This is a genomic window from Acidobacteriota bacterium (assembly GCA_012517875.1).
Lineage (GTDB): Bacteria > Acidobacteriota > JAAYUB01 > JAAYUB01 > JAAYUB01 > JAAYUB01.
In genome coordinates this window covers 42,960-58,976 of the sequence record JAAYUB010000111.1, presented here as the reverse complement: position 1 = coordinate 58,976, position 16,017 = coordinate 42,960, and the positions used below count along the sequence as shown (strand labels likewise).

Here is a 16,017-nt window from a genome sequence, read left to right as displayed (position 1 = left end):
ACTAAATCCAACACCCCGTGTCTAACTTCATCGCCTGAGGAGTCGTCATGGAACTGTTCAAGAATATCAATGTGGACTGGATGGGCAAAGTGTGGCTCTTCCTGTCCGCTTCGCTCGTTCTGCTGGTTGTGGGATGGTTTTCGGTGCTCCAGCACGGCGGATTCACCTACAGCATCGATTTCACCGGCGGCACCCTGATCAAGGTCAAGACTGCCCAGAAACCCGACGTGGACCGTCTGCGCGACGCGCTCAAGCAGAGCCTCGGGGCCGCGGACGTCACCCGGTTCGACGCCGAGGAGAAGAACCTCGTCCAGATCCGGATGAAGAAGATCGAGAGCGAGGACTCCGCATCCTTCCAGAATCTGGGCCAGAACATTTACGACGCGCTGCACGGGATTTTGGACAAGGCAAAGGTTCAGGGCAAGCAGGACCTGAATCGGGTGGGAATCGATCAGCTGGCCGCCACCTTGAGCGAAAGCCGGGTGCTGGAGAACATGGGTCGGCTCACGGCGGGCGCGACCATCGAGGAAACCCAGCGGGTGTACCGGGAACTGGCCGAGACCATCGTGAACCACCGCACCGACCGGGGTGGCCTGATCACCGATATCGGCCAGCTCGGCTCCCTCCCCGGCATCAGCAACCCCGTTCTGGGCGTGCTCAAGCAGCACTACTATCCGGGCTCATTCACCGTGCTGAGCGTCGACAGCGTCGGTCCCAAGATCGGCAAGGAGCTGCAGGACAAGGCCACCAAGGCGGTGTTCTTCTCGCTGCTGGGCATGCTGGTCTATATCGCGCTGCGATTCAAATTCGCTTTCGGTGTCGGCGCCGTGATCGCCCTCTTCCATGATGTGTTGATTACCATGGGTCTGATGAGTCTTCTGGGCAAGGAGATCTCCCTCATCGTCGTGGCGGGATTCCTCACCCTGGTGGGTTATTCCATCAACGACACCATCGTGGTGTTCGACCGGATTCGCGAAAACATCAAGCTCAACCGCGCCGACACCTTCCGGACCATCATCAACAAGTCCATCAACCAGACGCTATCGCGGACCGTCATCACCTCGGGCCTGACGTTCATCTCGGTCTTCTGCCTGTGGCTGCTCGGCGGCGAGACGCTGGACGGCTTTTCGTTCGTGCTGGTGATCGGCATCATCATCGGCACCTACTCCTCGATCGCCGTCGCCAGCCCGCTGACCTACCTCTGGATGCGATACCTCGGCACCGCCAAGGAGAAAAAGGTCTATAAATTCGCTTGATCTCGGCTGGTCTCTGAATTGATAATGTCATATCTAAGCTCCCGCGTCGGACCACTACCCTTGCGGGGGCCAGGAGGCGCAGATGTTTGAGAACTTGTTGGAATCTTCAACCAACAGGGCAAAGACCAAGACCGGTGTGACCATGGTGGTGGCCTTGATCATACACGGTGTGGCCCTGTTGGCGCTCGTCTTGGTCCCATTGCTCTTTCCCGAGGCGCTTCCCGCCCAGGTGGGCGAGCTGCTGACGTTCCTGGCGGCGCCTCCGCCACCACCGCCGCCGCCCCCCCCTCCGCCGCCGCCGTCTGAGGCGCCCAAGCAGGCCCCCAAGGTGGATCGGCCGCAAGTCAATATTGACTTGTCGAAAACTTACGCCCCGAAAGAGATCTCCAACGAGATCCCGCCTCCTTCTGACAAGTCCGACCTGGCCGACCTGCTCGGCCTGAACACAGGCGGCAGCGGTGTGGCTGGCGGCGTGCCCGGCGGCGTGCCCGGCGGCGTTGTCGGCGGCGTGGTGGGCAGCACCGGCCCGGCGGTTGTCGGCGGCACGGCCAATGTGGCGCCACCTCCGCCCCCGCCGAAGAAGGAACCGGTCCGGGTCGGCGGCCAGGTGTTGACGTCCCGGTTGATCAATCAGGTCCAACCCGTTTATCCGCCTCTGGCCCGCGCCGCGCGCGTCCAGGGAACGGTGATCCTCCAGGTTGTGGTGGATGAGTCGGGCCGGGTCCGCGAGACCAAGGTCATCAGCGGACATCCCCTGCTTACCCAGGCCGCGGTTGACGCGGTGACCCAGTGGGTATACTCCCCCACCTTGCTCAATGGCGAGCCGATCCCGGTGATCGGCACCGTCACGGTCAGATTCACGCTCGGCGCACAATAACCAAATCTAATACTGGGAGGTACGACGATGTATCTATTTTTGCTTCAAGAAGGCGGCATGGATTACATGGACATGTGGAACAAGATGGGCTGGACCGCGCGCGCCGTGGTTTTCATCCTCGCCATCATGTCCGTCTGGTCGATCGCGGTGATGCTGGAGCGTTACTTCACGTTCCGCGCCGCCAAGAAACAGAGCCGTGAATTCGCCCCGGCCGTGGCCGAGGCGCTGAAGGACGGCAAGATTGAAGAAGCGATCATGGTGTCCGAACGCTACACCAAGTCCCACCTGGCCAAGGTGGTGGTGGCCGGTCTGAAGGAATTCCAGGCCCACACCGCCTCCAGCGAGCTGCCGGGCGAGCTGATCGAGGCCTCCAAACGTGCGCTGGAGCGCGCTGCCGCCATCAACCGTGAGGAGCTCAAGCGCGGCACCGGCGCCCTGGCCACCATCGGCGCCACGGCCCCGTTCGTCGGCCTGTTCGGCACGACCATCGGCATCATCAACGCGTTCGCCGGCATGAGCAAGGGCGAGGACACCGGCATCGGCGCCGTCGCCGGCGGCATCTCGGAAGCCCTCGTGACCACCGCGTTCGGCCTCTTCGTCGCAGTCCCCGCCGTGTGGCTGTTCAACTACTTCACCACCCGGATCGAAGCCTTCACCGTGGAGATGGACAACTCCTCCTCCGAGTTGATTGACTATTTCATCAAGCGCAGGTCAGTGAGCCGTGGCAACCTCTAAGGTCAAACACAAAGCCAGCGGGGTCAACTCGGATATCAACGTGACCCCGATGGCCGACATCATGCTGGTGTTGCTGATCATTTTCATGATCACGACGCCGCTGCTGCAGAAAGGCATCACGGTCAACCTGCCGAAGGGCCGGAACGTGATCGAGATGCCCGAAGCTGAAAACCGCGAGGCCCTGGTCGTCGGCATGGACCGGACCATGCGGCTCTACCTTGGCAACGTGCCGCAGGACGCTGCCAACCTTAAAGATGGTCTGATCACCGCGATGGAGGTCCGTCAGCAGGACCGGGTGTTCCTCAAGTGCGATCAGGGTGTCGTCTACGAAAAGGTCACCGAGACGCTGGACCTTATCCGGGAAGTCGGCTTTGAGCAGATCGGCCTGCTGGTCGACAAGCAAAAAATCTAAAGGAGAGCCACTATGGGAATGGCAGTCGGGGGCGGAGGAGGCCCCAAATCGGATATCAATGTGACCCCGTACATCGACATTCTGCTGGTGCTCCTCATCATCTTCATGGTTATCACGCCGTTCACACCACACGGCCTCGATGTGCGGGTTCCCGAGAAGTTGCCGCCGGAAGTCACCCAGGAGATCGCGGACCGGTTCCTGGGCATCGTCGTCAGCCTCAACACTGACGGCTCCATGTTCATCAACAAAGATCCGGTCACCTTCGACTCGTTGAGCCAGCGGCTGACCCAGATCTACAGCGCCCGCGCCGACAAGTCCATCTTCATCAAGGGCGCCAAGGGGCTGATCTACGGCGACATCGTCAAGGCGATCGACATCGCGAAGGGAGCCGGCGTGGAGCAGATCGGGTTGATGACGGAACTCGAGTGAGCCACAAGGGAGCGACCAAATGAAAATCAAACATTTCCTCACGCTGCTGGTTACTCTTGTGCTCGTGGCGGGGCTCTGCGGTTGTGATCTGATGAACAACCTCAAGGCCCGCGACCAGCTCAACAAGGGCGTCAAAGCCTTCAAGAACAAATCGTACGAAGAAGCCGCCACCAATTTTCAGAAGGCCATCGAACTGGACCCCGATCTCCACATCGCCTACGAATACCTGGCTACTTCCTACATGCAACAGTACGTGCCCAACCTCTTCACCGACCGCAACCTCAAGACGGCCAACATGGCGATCAAGACCTTCGAGAAAGTGCTGGAATACAGTCCCGACAACGTGAATGCGATCCAGAGCATTGCCAGCCTTTACAACGCAATGAACGAGTACGAAAAATCGAAAACCTGGTATCGCAAGCGCATCGAGCTGGAACCCAACAATCCCGTGCCTCTATACGGCATCGGGGTCATCGACTGGAACATCGTCAACCAGTCCACCGGGCCCAACGGAGAGAATGTGCCTAACATGACTCCCGAGGACAAGGCCAAGGCCGACCAAGTCATCGAGGAAGGTATCACCTCCCTGCAGAAGGCCATGGAGATCGATCCGAACTACGCCGACGCCATGAGCTTCCTTAACCTGTGCTACCGCAAGAAGGCCATGCTCGTGGACGACCAGGCGCTCAAGGACGATTACACTCTCAAGGCCGACCGTCTGGCCGCCCAGTCGCTGATCCTGAAAAAGAAGCTGCAGGCGGAAGAGGAAAAGAAGAAGAAAAAGATCTTCTGATCCGTCTCTGGAAAATGAAAAACCCACCCCTCGGGGTGGGTTTTTTTATGCCCGTCAATCGGGGGACGGTTCAGACAGACAGCTTCCGGGCTTTCGGAAGCTCGGGTTTGTCATCATCCAGTGTGACGCGCACATCCATGGCCTTTCCTTTCCGGTATATCTTGACCGCCAACGTTCCATCGTCTTCCTCTCCGGACAGGGCCCGCATCAGGTCGCTGGAATCCGTCACCTTCGAATCGCCGATCGCCACAATGACGTCACCGGCCGCCAAGCCGGCCTTTGCGGCCGGCGAATCCTCGGCCACCGAGGTGATGAGCACACCCTTGCCTTCAGGCACACCGAAAAACTTGGCGAGCTGATCGGTCAGGTCATCGTAGAAGATACCCAACCGGGGCCGGCGCGTCACAAAATACTGCCGCAAGGTGCGGTTGTAATCCTTAAATTCATCCGGTATTCGTTTGGGCATTTCCGGGATGGTGAATAAAGACTCGCCGGGCACGCCGACGAAGTAATCGCCGTCCCGCTTGCCCAGGGTCGCCTGAAGGGTCTGGCGCTTGCCGCCGCGGGCGATCTCGATGCTCACCGTCTTGCCGGGAGGAGTCGCGCGGACCAAGCCGGTCAGATGGGTGACGCCGAGCACCGGGATTCCGGCATACCGCATGATGATGTCCCCCTCCGCCAAGCCGGCTTTGGCCGCCGGCGAATCGGCCGTCACCTTCACCACGTAGGCCCCCAGATCGTCCGGTTCCTTCCACTCATCGAGTTCCTTCGCGTTCAGATCGCGCAGGTTGACTCCCAGAAAAGCCCGGCTGGCGTCGCCGGACACATGTACGTACACTTGCCGGTCGCCATCATCCGGCGGTCCGGCAAACACCGGCACAGCCGCCACCGTGATCAGGGCCACCGCCGTCAACACAATCAACCGTTTCATGGAGCACCTCCCGCTCTCCGCAATGAATTGTCAGCTTCTATTACGCCGCAAGGCGCGGACGGTTCCCGCCCGGGCGGCCAGATCCCATGCGGCGGCATGCCGGCGGCACCGTCTGGGTGCACTCGCGCTGATCCAGAGTTGTCAGGCTTCGGGGTTCTGGGTTTCGCTGACCGAGTCGAAATAGTCGGGGGGTACCAAGACGTCGCGGGGCCGGCTGCCGATCGACTGTCCGATGATGCCCTCTTCCTCGAGGATATCCATCAGGCGAGCCGCCCGGCCATAGCCGATGCGGAAACGGCGTTGGAGCACCGAGGTGGACGCCTTGCGGTTCTTGACCACGAATCGGGCCACCTCGTCAAACAGCGGATCGTCGCCCAGACCGTTGCCGTTGTCCGAGTCTTCGGCGCTGTCCGCCTCCGGCGTGAGAAGCTCGGTGTAGCTCGGCTCTCCCTGCCCTTTGAGGAAGTCCACCAGTTTCTTGGTCTCCTCTTCGGAGACGAACGCGCCGTGCACGCGGATGAGCTTGGCCGAATTGGGCGGCAGGAACAGCATGTCGCCCTTGCCCAGGAGATGCTCGGCACCGATGGTGTCCAGGATGGTCTTGGAGTCGTGCCGCGACAGGAGCCGGAAGGAGATGCGCGAGGGGAAATTCGCCTTGATCACGCCGGTCACCACTTCCACCGACGGACGCTGGGTGGCGATGATCAGGTGAATGCCCACCGCCCGGGCCATCTGGGCCAGCCGCTGGAGGCACAACTCCACCTCCTTGGACGCCACGCTGAGCAGCTCGGCCAACGCGTCGATGACGATGACGATCATGGGGAGCGGATCGAGGTCCTCGTTTTCCAGGCACAGCCGGTTGAAACCATCGATCTCCCGCACGGAGTATTTCGCCAGCAGCTTGTACCGCTCCTCCATCTCATGGACGGCCCACAGCAGCGTGTTGGCGGCAAGCTTGGCATCGGTGACAATGGGGGTCAGGAGATGGGGGATGTCGGCGTACGCCCCCAGTTCCAGCCGTTTCGGATCGATGAAGATGAACCGGACCTCGTCCGGAGTGGCCCGATACAGGATGGAGGTGATCATGGTGTTCAGGCCCACGCTCTTGCCCGAACCCGTCGCCCCGGCCACCAGAAGGTGGGGCATCTTCATCAGGTCGGTGACGAAAACGTCGCCGTTGATCCGCTTGCCCAGGGCCAGCGTGAGCCGGGAGCGGGAGTTCTGGACTTCCTTCGACTCGATGACCTCGCGGATGTGGATGGTCTGCCGCTGGGAGTTGGGCACCTCGATACCGACGGTGGACTTGCCGGGGATGCGGTCGATCCGGATCGACTCCGCCCGGAGTCCCAGGCACAAGTCGTCCACCAGGGAGATCATCTTGCTGTACTTGACGCCGGGTGCGGGTTTGAACTCGAAGAGGGTGACCACGGGCCCCGGATGGATGGCATCGATGGCCCCCTCGATGCCGAACTCCTGATACTTGCGGATGATCTGCTGAGCCTTTTCCATCAGCTCGGTTTCGCTGATCTTGGCCACGCTGTCGGCGCGCTCGAGGAGGGAGAACGGCGGCAGGCGGAAGCGTCCGATCTGGCGGCGGTTGCTGGTGTGCACGTCCGGTTCGGGCCCCGCCTCTTCGGTGAACTCAAGCGGGGTGATGGGAATTCGGAACCCGGGTTTGGCCGCCGCGGCCCGCGCGTCACCGCCCGCGGTCGCCGCCTCCTCCGTCCGGGCGTCGCCGGCGACAGTCTCCGGTTCAGGAGCGCCGCGCCGCTGGACCGGTTCGGTCTCCGCCGGAGAGAACGACTTCGTTTCGGCCTTGGGTGCCGAAGCGTCGGAGTCAGCCTCGTCCGGCTGCTCCGGGCCGGCCGCGGACTGTCGCCGGAACAAACCACCGATTCGACCGAAGAGCTCGCCCAGAGTCCTTGGGGTGAGCAGCAGGAGCCCGGCCAGGAGGCAGGCGCCAAGCAGCAGAGCGGCGCCGCCCGTGTTCAGGTAGTACACCAGAAAGTGCTTCAGCGTGCCGCCGAGGATGCCGCCCGGTGTGAAATTGGCCAATCCCACCGGCGTGGAGAACAGCAGGTCCAGCAGCCCGCATACGGCCGCCATCAGCACCACGGTCCCCAACCACTGGACGAACAGCCCCGCCATCTCCCGGCTCCGGATCATCCGGACCGCCAGGAAGACCACCGGCAGGGCCAGCAGGACGGCGCCGTATCCGAACAGATGACAGCAGAAATCACTGATCCAGGCGCCGGTACGGCCGATGAAATTCCGCGACTGGCTCAGGGTGGTGCTGACGTTGAGCGACGCATCCTCAGGGCTGTACGAGACGAGGGCCAGCCCGAACAGGAAAACCAGAAACAGCAGCAGGAACCCGAGCAGTTCGCGGAATTTCTTTTGTTGGGAACGATTCATGACTCCCCCGCCTTCAATGGCCTCGATTTTACCAGAAACAGGGGTGAAATCCAGCGTAAACCTTGACTCGGAAGGCCCTTTCTGATAGATTTCTCTGGATTTTTTGGAGGGCGGAACGCCTTGAACCGCAGCTGGCAGCATCACCTGAGAACCGCATCGGCCGGCCTGGCCCTGGCCGCCGCTATGGCTACCGGCGCGTGTGGCGTGCACAAGGAAACCGTGCGGGTCAGCCCTGCGTTCCAGCAGGCCCAGACGCTGAGCCGGGAGGAGCTTCTGGCCCGGTTCGACCGGCTCTGTGGTGCGCCCAGCACGCTGCTGATCCGGAAAGCGGAGTTGACCTTCTCCGCCGAATCCGCAACCCGACAGAAACGCGAGAAACTGCCGTCCGCCGACGCGGTGATGATCGTCAACCGGCAGGGCGACCTCCGGCTGCAGATCCACCTCCCCATGATCAAGACCACCGCCCTGGACGTCGTGGCCCGGGGAGCCCAGTTTGAGATCTGGTATCCCCGCCGCAACACCCTGTACCGGGGCGTCATGGGCGATGACCTCGCCGCCCTGCCCCAGGAACCGGCTGCCGACGAGCGCTCACCCCGCTACAACTTGTCCCAGCTGCGCCCCTGGCACATCACCCAGACATTTTTCCATCAACGGCTCAAGCCGGACTCCCGCCTGGCCGTCACCCAGGAAGACACCGCCGTCGAGCGGTACTACGTGATCCATGAGCTGGACGTCACGGGTGGCGCGCCGCTGGTGCTCCAGAAAATCTGGCTGGAACGTTCCAGCCTCAGCATCCGCAAGAAGGTCCTGTACGCCCCCGACGGAGCACCGGTCAGCGAGGTGAGCTACGGCCCCCACCGCCCGTTCACCTCCGGCGAGTTCCCCGCGGAGATCCGGCTCTATCGCCCGCGCGAGGGCTATCGGGTGGACTTCTCGGTCAAACGGCTGGAAGTCGATGCGCCGCTCAATGACCAGATGTTCGCCTTGAGCGTTCCGGACGACGCCACGGTGGAACAGATATCCCCCAAGTCATGAGGTGCCCGTGGGCCTGATCATCGCCAACGTCAAGAAGCGTCCCACCCGGACCATCGTCAGCATCCTGGCGGTCAGCCTGGGTGTGGTGATGATTCTGCTGTTCGTCGGGCTGACCCAGGGCATGCTGAAGGATTCGGCGTACCGCACGCAAAACATCAAGGCGGATCTGTTGTTTCAACCTCCCGGCTCCTCGCTCCTGCTGGCCCTCAATAACGCCACCATGCCCATCCGGATCAAGGACAAACTGCTGGAAGTCGATGGCATCCGGCATGTTTCCCCCATGCTCCATCAGTTTTCCAAGCAGAGTTTCTCGCTGATTTTCGGCATCGATCCCCATTCCTTCAACCAAGTGAGCGGTGACGGCATCATAGTCTTGCAGGGCCGCCTGTTCCAGGCTCCATTCGAGTGCATCGTGGACGATGTATACCAGCAATCCCACCACACCAAGCTTGGCGACACGTTGAACATCCTGAACCACACCTTCACGATTGTAGGCATTTTCAAGGCGGGCATTGCCGCCCGCATCCTGGTGCCGCTGGAAACGCTGCAGGACCTGAACGATTCGAAGGAAAAGGTCTCCATCTTCTATATCAAATGCGACTCGGACTCCCGGATCGAGCCGGTCTACCAGCACCTGCTCCGCGTCGATCCGTTCAAAGGCTACAACGTGACGCGGGCCTCGGACATTTACAAGGTCATGGCCTCGAACCTGCCCGGCCTCAAGGAGTTCACCGCGGCGATCATCGTCAGCGCGGTCCTCATCAGCTTCCTGGTGATCCTGCTCACCATGTACACCACCATCACCGAACGCACCCGCGAAATCGGCATCCTGAAATCGCTGGGCGCTTCGAAGGGTTACATCGTCAACCTGATCCTGAAGGAGTCGATGCTGCTCACCGTCGTCGGCGTCGGTGTCGGGCTGGTGCTCACCTTCCTGGCGACGCGGGTGCTGCACGTGTTGTACCCGTCGCTGCCGTTCGAGATTCGGCTGGAGTGGATCATCTACGTGGCGCTCATCGCGTTGGCGAGCGGGATCTTCGGGTCCACCTATCCCGCTTACCGGGCCGCCCGCCAGGATCCCGTCGAAGCGCTGATGTACGAATAAAGCGCGTGCCTGCCTTTCACCTTGAACAGGCGGGCAAATCAAAATATACTGGTTTGTTACGTTTTCACCGGATTGGATTGATGCAAGATATCGTCACTATCCGCAAACTGACCAAAATTTACCGCATCGGCAAGGTGGACGTACCGGCACTGCGCGGAGTCGATTTGCAGATCAGACGCGGGGAATTCATCGCCATCATGGGGCCGTCGGGTTGTGGCAAATCCACCCTGCTGCACATCATGGGCGGCCTGCTCTGTCCGACATCCGGCGACGTCCTGATCGAGGACCGGAACCTGGCCGACTGCTCAGACCGCGAGCGGACCGAGATCCGCCGGGCCAAGATCGGTTTTGTGTTCCAGCGATTCAATCTGTTTTCAACAATCTCCGCCCGGGAAAATCTCCAGCTGGCGCGCCAGATCCGCGGCAACGGGACGTTCGACACCCACACCGTGGAGGAGATTCTCGGCATCCTGGGCCTTCAGGACAAGATGGACCACAAACCGCTGGAGCTGTCGGGCGGCGAACAGCAGCGCGTGGCCCTCGCCCGGGCGCTCATCAACCGGCCCGCTCTCATCCTCGCAGACGAACCCACCGGCAACCTCGACACCGTGAATTCGCAGATCGTCCTGACGATGCTCCGGGATCTCAATCTCCGGTTCAACCAGACCGTGGTCATGATCACCCACAACTCCGAAGCGGCGTCGTACGCGCATCGGATTGTGGAGATGCGGGACGGCCAGATCCTGCGGCAGCCCCGTAGCGAACTCCTCGTGGAACACGAGGACATCTTCAGTCGCTGAGCGACGGGCGTACGGCATGGGCAGAATCAAAAGTCTGTTGCACAATATTTTCCTGTGGAAGTATGAGCGCGGCAGCATTGCCTACGACATCATCGTCATACTCATCCTGTTGTTCATCTTCCTGGTGCCGCACAGCTGCTTCGAGCGGCGGGCCAAGCCGACCCCGGCCGTCACTCATCCGCCGGCCGCCCACCTCCACCTCATCGGGTAGTCTCGAGGCCACAGATGAAACGCATGGTTCTGACCGGCTTGCTGTTCCTGTTTGCGACGCTGAGCGTTCCCTCAGCCGCCGCGGGCGACAGCGCCAAACTCGATCGGGTGCTGCGAAAGCTCAATCAGCTTAACAAGGTGCTGCGCACGTTCCAGGCCGACATCATCCAGCGCAAATACCTCAACATCATTCAGGAATACGACGAGCTCGAAAAAGGGAAATTTTACTTCAAGAAAGAAACCGACGGGATTTACCTGAAAAAGGAGATCGAGGAACCCCGCAAAACCATCCTGCTGGTCACTCCCCGGGAGATCCTGGTGTTCTACCCCAAAAAAAACCAGGCGGTCAGGAGAAAGATCGACGAATCGCAGGCGCGTTATGCCAACTTCGGCATCGGCACTTCGGTGGATGATCTCAAGAGCAATTTCGACATCACCTACCTCCACGATGAAGTGGAAGGGAAGATGGTCTACCACGTGCTTACGCTGTACCCGAAAAGCCCGAAGCTGAAGTCGTATTTCAAGAGCCTGAACCTGTGGATCGAGGCCGGCACCGGCATTCCGGCCCGCCAGCGAATCGAGGAACCCAACGGCGACTACACGGATATTCAGTTCCGAAAGATCGAAATTAATAAGAAGGTGAAGGACAAGACCTTCGAGCTCAAGATGCCTCGAGACGTTGAGTTCATCTCATAAGCGCCGGCCGCAGTCCGGGCAGCCTTGTGTGTGTGACTGCCGTCGGACAAGCCACACGCCGATCATTTGGATGATTTCAGGGAAGGATACATGACCCACTGGTACTGGCTGGTTCCCGCCATCCTGTTGCTGATTTTCTACCTGGTGACCCGCTTCCGGCCGCTGCTGCCGCTGATCGGGGGGTGCCTGCTGGCATCGGCCGCCGCGCACCTGCGCGCCCCCACCTGGTGCCAGTGGCTGGCCGTGGCTGGCGGCGTGCTGATTCTGGAACCGTTCACCCGTTGGCTGTTCCGGCGGTGCATCCGGCCGGCGGACGATCCGAAGATCCAGGCCATCGTCGGCCGCACCGGCCGGCTTCAAGACATCGTCGATCCGCACGCCGGACTCTTCATGCTCCATTGCGAGGGCGCCGACTGGATCGGCCTGCCGGAAAAGCCCGGCTCCGTCGCCCTCGGCGACACCGTCGAGGTGGTGGGCGCCGCCGGCAAGCGGGTGGTCATCCGCAAGTTGGAATCCATCACATGAAAGTACCTTCACAGCCAGGAGAATCGTGCGATGAAAAATCGAATTCGTCATCCCAAACTGTCGGACAAGATCACCACAGCGGAGGAAGCCGCCGATCTCATTCAGAACGGCATGAATGTCGGGTGCAGCGGCTTCACCCCGGCCGGCTACCCCAAGCTGGTACCCAAAGCCTTGGCCGAGCGGATCAAACGCACCGGTGAGAAGACGCGCATCAACCTGTTCACCGGCGCCAGCGTTGGCGACGAGTTGGATGGAGCACTGGCGGAGGTGGGCGCCATCGACCGCCGAATGCCCTACCAGTCCAACAAGAAGCTCCGCGACCAGATCAACGCCGGGGCAACCCGGTTCTACGATCAGCACCTGAGCCATGTGTCCTCGGAGATCCGCTACGGCTACTTTGGCCCCATCGACGTGGCCGTGATCGAAGCCCATGCCATCACCGAGGAGGGCCACCTCGTCCCCACGACCAGCGTCGGCATCTCCCCCACGCTGTGCCGGCTCGCCAAAACAATCATCGTGGAGCTGAACACAACGCACCCGCTGGAACTGGAAGGGATCCACGACATCTACGTGCCCCAGGACCAGCCCGACCGGCAGCCCATCCCCATCGTGAAAGCGTCCAACCGGATCGGCCGGCCTTACATGGTCACGGACGTCGATCGCATCCGCCACATTGTCGTCTCGGACAAGCCGGACAGCCACGGCTCCTTCACCCCCTGCAGCGATGCGGAAAAACGAATCGCCGAACTGATCATCGATTTCATCACCCATGAGATCCGCTCCGGTCGGATGCCCCGGGGCCTGCCGTGGCAGTCGGGCGTGGGCGGGGTGGCCAACGCGGTGCTGCAAGGATTCCTCAACTCCGAATTCCAGAACATGGAGTTCTATTCCGAAGTCATTCAGGATTCGGTGCTGGACCTGATCGATGCCGGCAAGGTCGTCTTCGCCTCAGGCACTTCCATCACGCTGTCGGCCGAAGGCGAGAAGCGGTTTCATCAGGACCTCGCCCGGTACAAGCGCCACATCCTGTTGCGTCCGCAGGAGATGTCCAACAATCCGGAAATAATCCGCCGGTTGGGTGTCATCGCCGTCAACACCGCCCTGGAAGCGGACATTTATGGTCATGTGAACTCCACCCACGTGATGGGCACGCACCTGATGAACGGCATCGGTGGCAGTGGCGATTTCGAGCGCAACGCGTACCTGTCCATTTTTGTCACGCCCTCCGTCGCCAAGGGCGGCAAAATCTCCAGCATCGTGCCATTCGTCACCCATTTCGACCACTCCGAGCACGACGTCAAGGTGGTGGTGACGGAACAAGGTCTGGCAGACCTGCGGGGCAAATGCCCCCGCGAGGTGGCGCCGGAGATCATCCGCCAGTGCGTCCACCCTGATTACCGCGATGAATTGATGGATTACTATGAACGTGCCTGCCGCGAGGTGGGCGGTCATGAACCGCATCTGATCCGCGAAGTGTTTCAGATGCATACGCGCTACATGGATACCGGCGACATGCGTAAACCCCGGTAACCAATCCTGCCCGCCCCGGCCGGCTGTCAGCGGCCGGCAAAGAGCAAGCGGCCGGGTCCCCGTGACCCGGCCGCTTGTTTTCCGTTCCCTGGCGGCAGCGCTCAGGCCGCCTTGAACCAGTGGATGATTTCCTTGACCGATGGCCGCTTGCCGTACATGAGCACCCCGATGCGGAAGATCTTGGCCACCGCCCACATCAGGCCCACCATGAACGCCACGCTCAGGACGATCGACAGCAGGATCTGCCACAACGGCGGGGTCTGCACCAGGATCCGCATCATCATCACCATGGGCGTGAACACGGGAATCAACGAGATGATCACCGCGATGAGCGAGTCGGGATTGGAGATGAAGAACATCGTGCTGACCATGGGAACGACCAGCAGCATGATCACCGGCCCCTGCATGTTCTGGGCGTCTTCCTCCGTGGAGCAGAGCGACCCGATGGCCAGGAACATCGCCGAGAAGATGAAATAACCCAGCACGAAGAAGACAACGAAGTACACGAGCGACATGGGATTGACCGCAGCCAGCCCTTCGGCGAGCTCCGGGCTCATCTGCGCGGCCGTGACCGCCCCGTACGCCGCGATGACGCCGCCGGTCAGGGAGTAGACCAGCATCTGGGTGAGCCCCACCAGGCCGATCCCGATCAGCTTGCCGGTCATGATCTGCTTCGCCGTGAAGTTGGCCAGCAGCACCTCCATGATGCGGGTGGTCTTCTCCTCAAGGACACCGCGCAGGTTGGCGATGCCATAGACCAGCAGCGACACGTACAGGATCATCACGAAGGTGAACGTGATGAAGATCGAGGAGCCGAGATCGCTCTTCTTGCTGTCGCCGCCTGCGGCCACCTGGAACGTGACCAGTTCCACGCGGCGGATCCACTCGCGGATCTTCTCCGGCGGAGCGTTGATGTTGTTGCGGGTGAGCCGGTCGGCGACGACGATGGGATTCAGCCCGCCCTGCAGGCCGCGGATGACCGTCAGGTTGTTGACGTTGCGCCCGAAGTAATGAAAGTTGTCCTCCGCGTCGAAGTCGGGCCCGACGATGAGGCATCCCTCGAGCTTCTTGTCTCCAATCTCCTGCTTGATGCCGGCCAGGGTGGCATCCAGGTCGGCTCCGGCCTCGCGACGTTCGATGATGAACGGACTGGGCTCGGCCTTCGCTGCCTCCGCCTGTGCTTTTTCCAGGTTCTCCTTGAGCGGTTCGAACACCTTGCCGCTCCGGTCGATCACGGCAATCCGCAGCTCCTTGTCCAGCGACACCTGCATCAGCAGACCCGGCACGAAGAGCATGGCCAGCATCAGTACCGGCATCAGCACGGTGCCGATCCAGAAGCTCTTTTTGGTGACCCGCTCCAGGTATTCCCGACGGATGATTTCCCAGGTTCTAGTTTTCATGGCTGTCTCCCTTGACCCGTTCGATGAAGATGTTGCGGAGCGTGGGAGCCACCTGCTCGAACTTGCGGATCGTCAGGCCCGGCTGGCGGACGAGGTCTTCGAGCAGCCGCCCCGAAGCCTGGCCGTCCTGGAGGCGGACCTCGGCGTAGTTCTCATACAATTCAGCCTCGGCCACGTAATCCAGCTTCTTGAGAAATTCCAGCGGCCCCGAGGCGTCGATGAGGATGGAGCTGTGGCCGTAGCTCTCCTTGACGTGGTGCAGGTCGCCCTCCACGACGACGCGCCCCTTGTTGATGAGGCAGATGGAGTTGCACATCTTCTCGGCTTCCTCCATGTTGTGGGTGGAGAAGATCACCGTGGTGCCCCGGTTGTGGAGCTCCAGGAATATGTCCTTCATCAATTGCAGATTGATGGGATCCAGTCCGCTGAACGGCTCGTCCAGAATGAGGAGCTCCGGTTCGTGCAGGATGGTGGAGATGAGCTGGATTTTCTGCTGCATCCCCTTGGACAGCTCCTCCACCTTCTTGCGCGCCACCTGGGGCAGTTCCACGCGCTCCAGCCAGCCGTTGACGCGCTCGGCCGCCTCTTTCTGGCTGAGACCGTGGGAGCGGGCGAAGAACATCAGCAGGTCGCGGACCTTCATCTTCCGGTACAGGCCGCGCTCCTCGGGCAGGTAGCCGATGCGGTCGCGGGCGGCGTCGTCCATCGGTTTGCCGAAGACGTCGATTGAGCCCTCATCGGGCAGGAAAATACCCAAAATCATGCGGATGGTGGTGGTCTTGCCGGCGCCGTTGGGACCCAGCAGCCCATAGATCACGCCCGGCGGCACACCCATCTCCACACCGTCCACCGCGCAGAAATTGCCGAA

The 16,017-nt window shown here is 61.2% G+C and carries 17 protein-coding genes; 13 read left to right on the top strand and 4 right to left on the bottom strand.

Translation table 11 applies throughout. The features are described 5' to 3' along the window. The first annotated feature begins 47 nt into the window (after positions 1-47). From secF to GX414_12095, 6 genes are all read left to right on the top strand, one after another. Positions 48-1,256, top strand: coding sequence for a protein translocase subunit SecF (secF, locus tag GX414_12120; GenBank protein ID NLI47842.1), 1,209 nt, complete (start codon positions 48-50; stop codon positions 1,254-1,256). Positions 1,257-1,338: 82 nt separating this feature from the next. Beyond that, positions 1,339-2,133 carry an energy transducer TonB gene (locus GX414_12115; GenBank protein ID NLI47841.1) on the top strand — a complete coding sequence of 265 codons (795 nt, stop codon included), beginning with the start codon at positions 1,339-1,341 and terminating at the stop codon, positions 2,131-2,133. Positions 2,134-2,217: 84 nt separating this feature from the next. After that, a complete protein-coding gene (locus tag GX414_12110; GenBank protein NLI47840.1) occupies positions 2,218-2,868 on the top strand; it encodes a flagellar motor protein MotA in 651 nt (216 codons plus the stop codon). A gap of 49 nt (positions 2,869-2,917) precedes the next feature. Further along, positions 2,918-3,280: a hypothetical protein gene (locus GX414_12105; GenBank protein ID NLI47839.1), complete on the top strand. Its 363-nt coding sequence runs from the start codon at positions 2,918-2,920 to the stop codon at positions 3,278-3,280. A gap of 12 nt (positions 3,281-3,292) precedes the next feature. After that, positions 3,293-3,709 (top strand): biopolymer transporter ExbD, encoded by a 417-nt coding sequence (locus GX414_12100; protein NLI47838.1) that lies wholly within the window; start codon positions 3,293-3,295, stop codon positions 3,707-3,709. Between the two features lie 19 nt (positions 3,710-3,728). Continuing rightward, positions 3,729-4,502, top strand: coding sequence for a tetratricopeptide repeat protein (locus GX414_12095; GenBank protein ID NLI47837.1), 774 nt, complete (start codon positions 3,729-3,731; stop codon positions 4,500-4,502). A 70-nt stretch (positions 4,503-4,572) separates the two neighbouring features. On the opposite strand, the gene GX414_12090 is transcribed toward GX414_12095, so the two are convergent. Then, positions 4,573-5,433 carry a PDZ domain-containing protein gene (locus GX414_12090; GenBank protein NLI47836.1) on the bottom strand — a complete coding sequence of 287 codons (861 nt, stop codon included), beginning with the start codon at positions 5,431-5,433 and terminating at the stop codon, positions 4,573-4,575. A 141-nt stretch (positions 5,434-5,574) separates the two neighbouring features. Beyond that, positions 5,575-7,848, bottom strand: a complete 2,274-nt coding sequence (locus GX414_12085) for a DNA translocase FtsK (protein NLI47835.1) — start codon at positions 7,846-7,848, stop codon at positions 5,575-5,577. Between the two features lie 120 nt (positions 7,849-7,968). On the opposite strand from GX414_12085, the gene GX414_12080 reads away from it, so the two are divergent. The 7 genes from GX414_12080 to GX414_12050 all read left to right on the top strand — a co-directional run bounded on the left by GX414_12080 (position 7,969) and on the right by GX414_12050 (position 13,749). Beyond that, the gene (locus GX414_12080; GenBank protein NLI47834.1) at positions 7,969-8,883 is read left to right on the top strand and encodes a hypothetical protein; all 915 of its coding nucleotides are present in this window, start codon (positions 7,969-7,971) and stop codon (positions 8,881-8,883) included. A gap of 7 nt (positions 8,884-8,890) precedes the next feature. Then, entirely contained in the window at positions 8,891-9,988 is a 1,098-nt protein-coding gene (locus tag GX414_12075) for an ABC transporter permease (protein ID NLI47833.1), read from the top strand. Positions 9,989-10,068: 80 nt separating this feature from the next. Further along, a complete protein-coding gene (locus GX414_12070; protein ID NLI47832.1) occupies positions 10,069-10,788 on the top strand; it encodes an ABC transporter ATP-binding protein in 720 nt (239 codons plus the stop codon). A 16-nt stretch (positions 10,789-10,804) separates the two neighbouring features. Then, complete coding sequence (locus GX414_12065; protein ID NLI47831.1) at positions 10,805-10,999, top strand: hypothetical protein; 195 nt, start codon at positions 10,805-10,807, stop codon at positions 10,997-10,999. Between the two features lie 14 nt (positions 11,000-11,013). After that, positions 11,014-11,694, top strand: a complete 681-nt coding sequence (locus GX414_12060) for an outer membrane lipoprotein carrier protein LolA (protein NLI47830.1) — start codon at positions 11,014-11,016, stop codon at positions 11,692-11,694. Positions 11,695-11,784: 90 nt separating this feature from the next. Then, positions 11,785-12,219: a hypothetical protein gene (locus GX414_12055; protein ID NLI47829.1), complete on the top strand. Its 435-nt coding sequence runs from the start codon at positions 11,785-11,787 to the stop codon at positions 12,217-12,219. 30 nt (positions 12,220-12,249) lie between these two features. Beyond that, entirely contained in the window at positions 12,250-13,749 is a 1,500-nt protein-coding gene (locus GX414_12050; protein ID NLI47828.1) for a succinate CoA transferase, read from the top strand. Positions 13,750-13,850: 101 nt separating this feature from the next. Here GX414_12050 and GX414_12045 read toward each other — a convergent pair whose 3' ends face one another. Both GX414_12045 and GX414_12040 read right to left on the bottom strand, forming a co-directional pair. Then, entirely contained in the window at positions 13,851-15,149 is a 1,299-nt protein-coding gene (locus tag GX414_12045) for an ABC transporter permease (protein ID NLI47827.1), read from the bottom strand. Next, positions 15,139-15,984, bottom strand: coding sequence for an ATP-binding cassette domain-containing protein (locus GX414_12040; protein ID NLI47826.1), 846 nt, complete (start codon positions 15,982-15,984; stop codon positions 15,139-15,141). The genes GX414_12045 and GX414_12040 overlap by 11 nt, the downstream gene beginning before the upstream one ends. Positions 15,985-16,017: the final 33 nt, after the last annotated feature.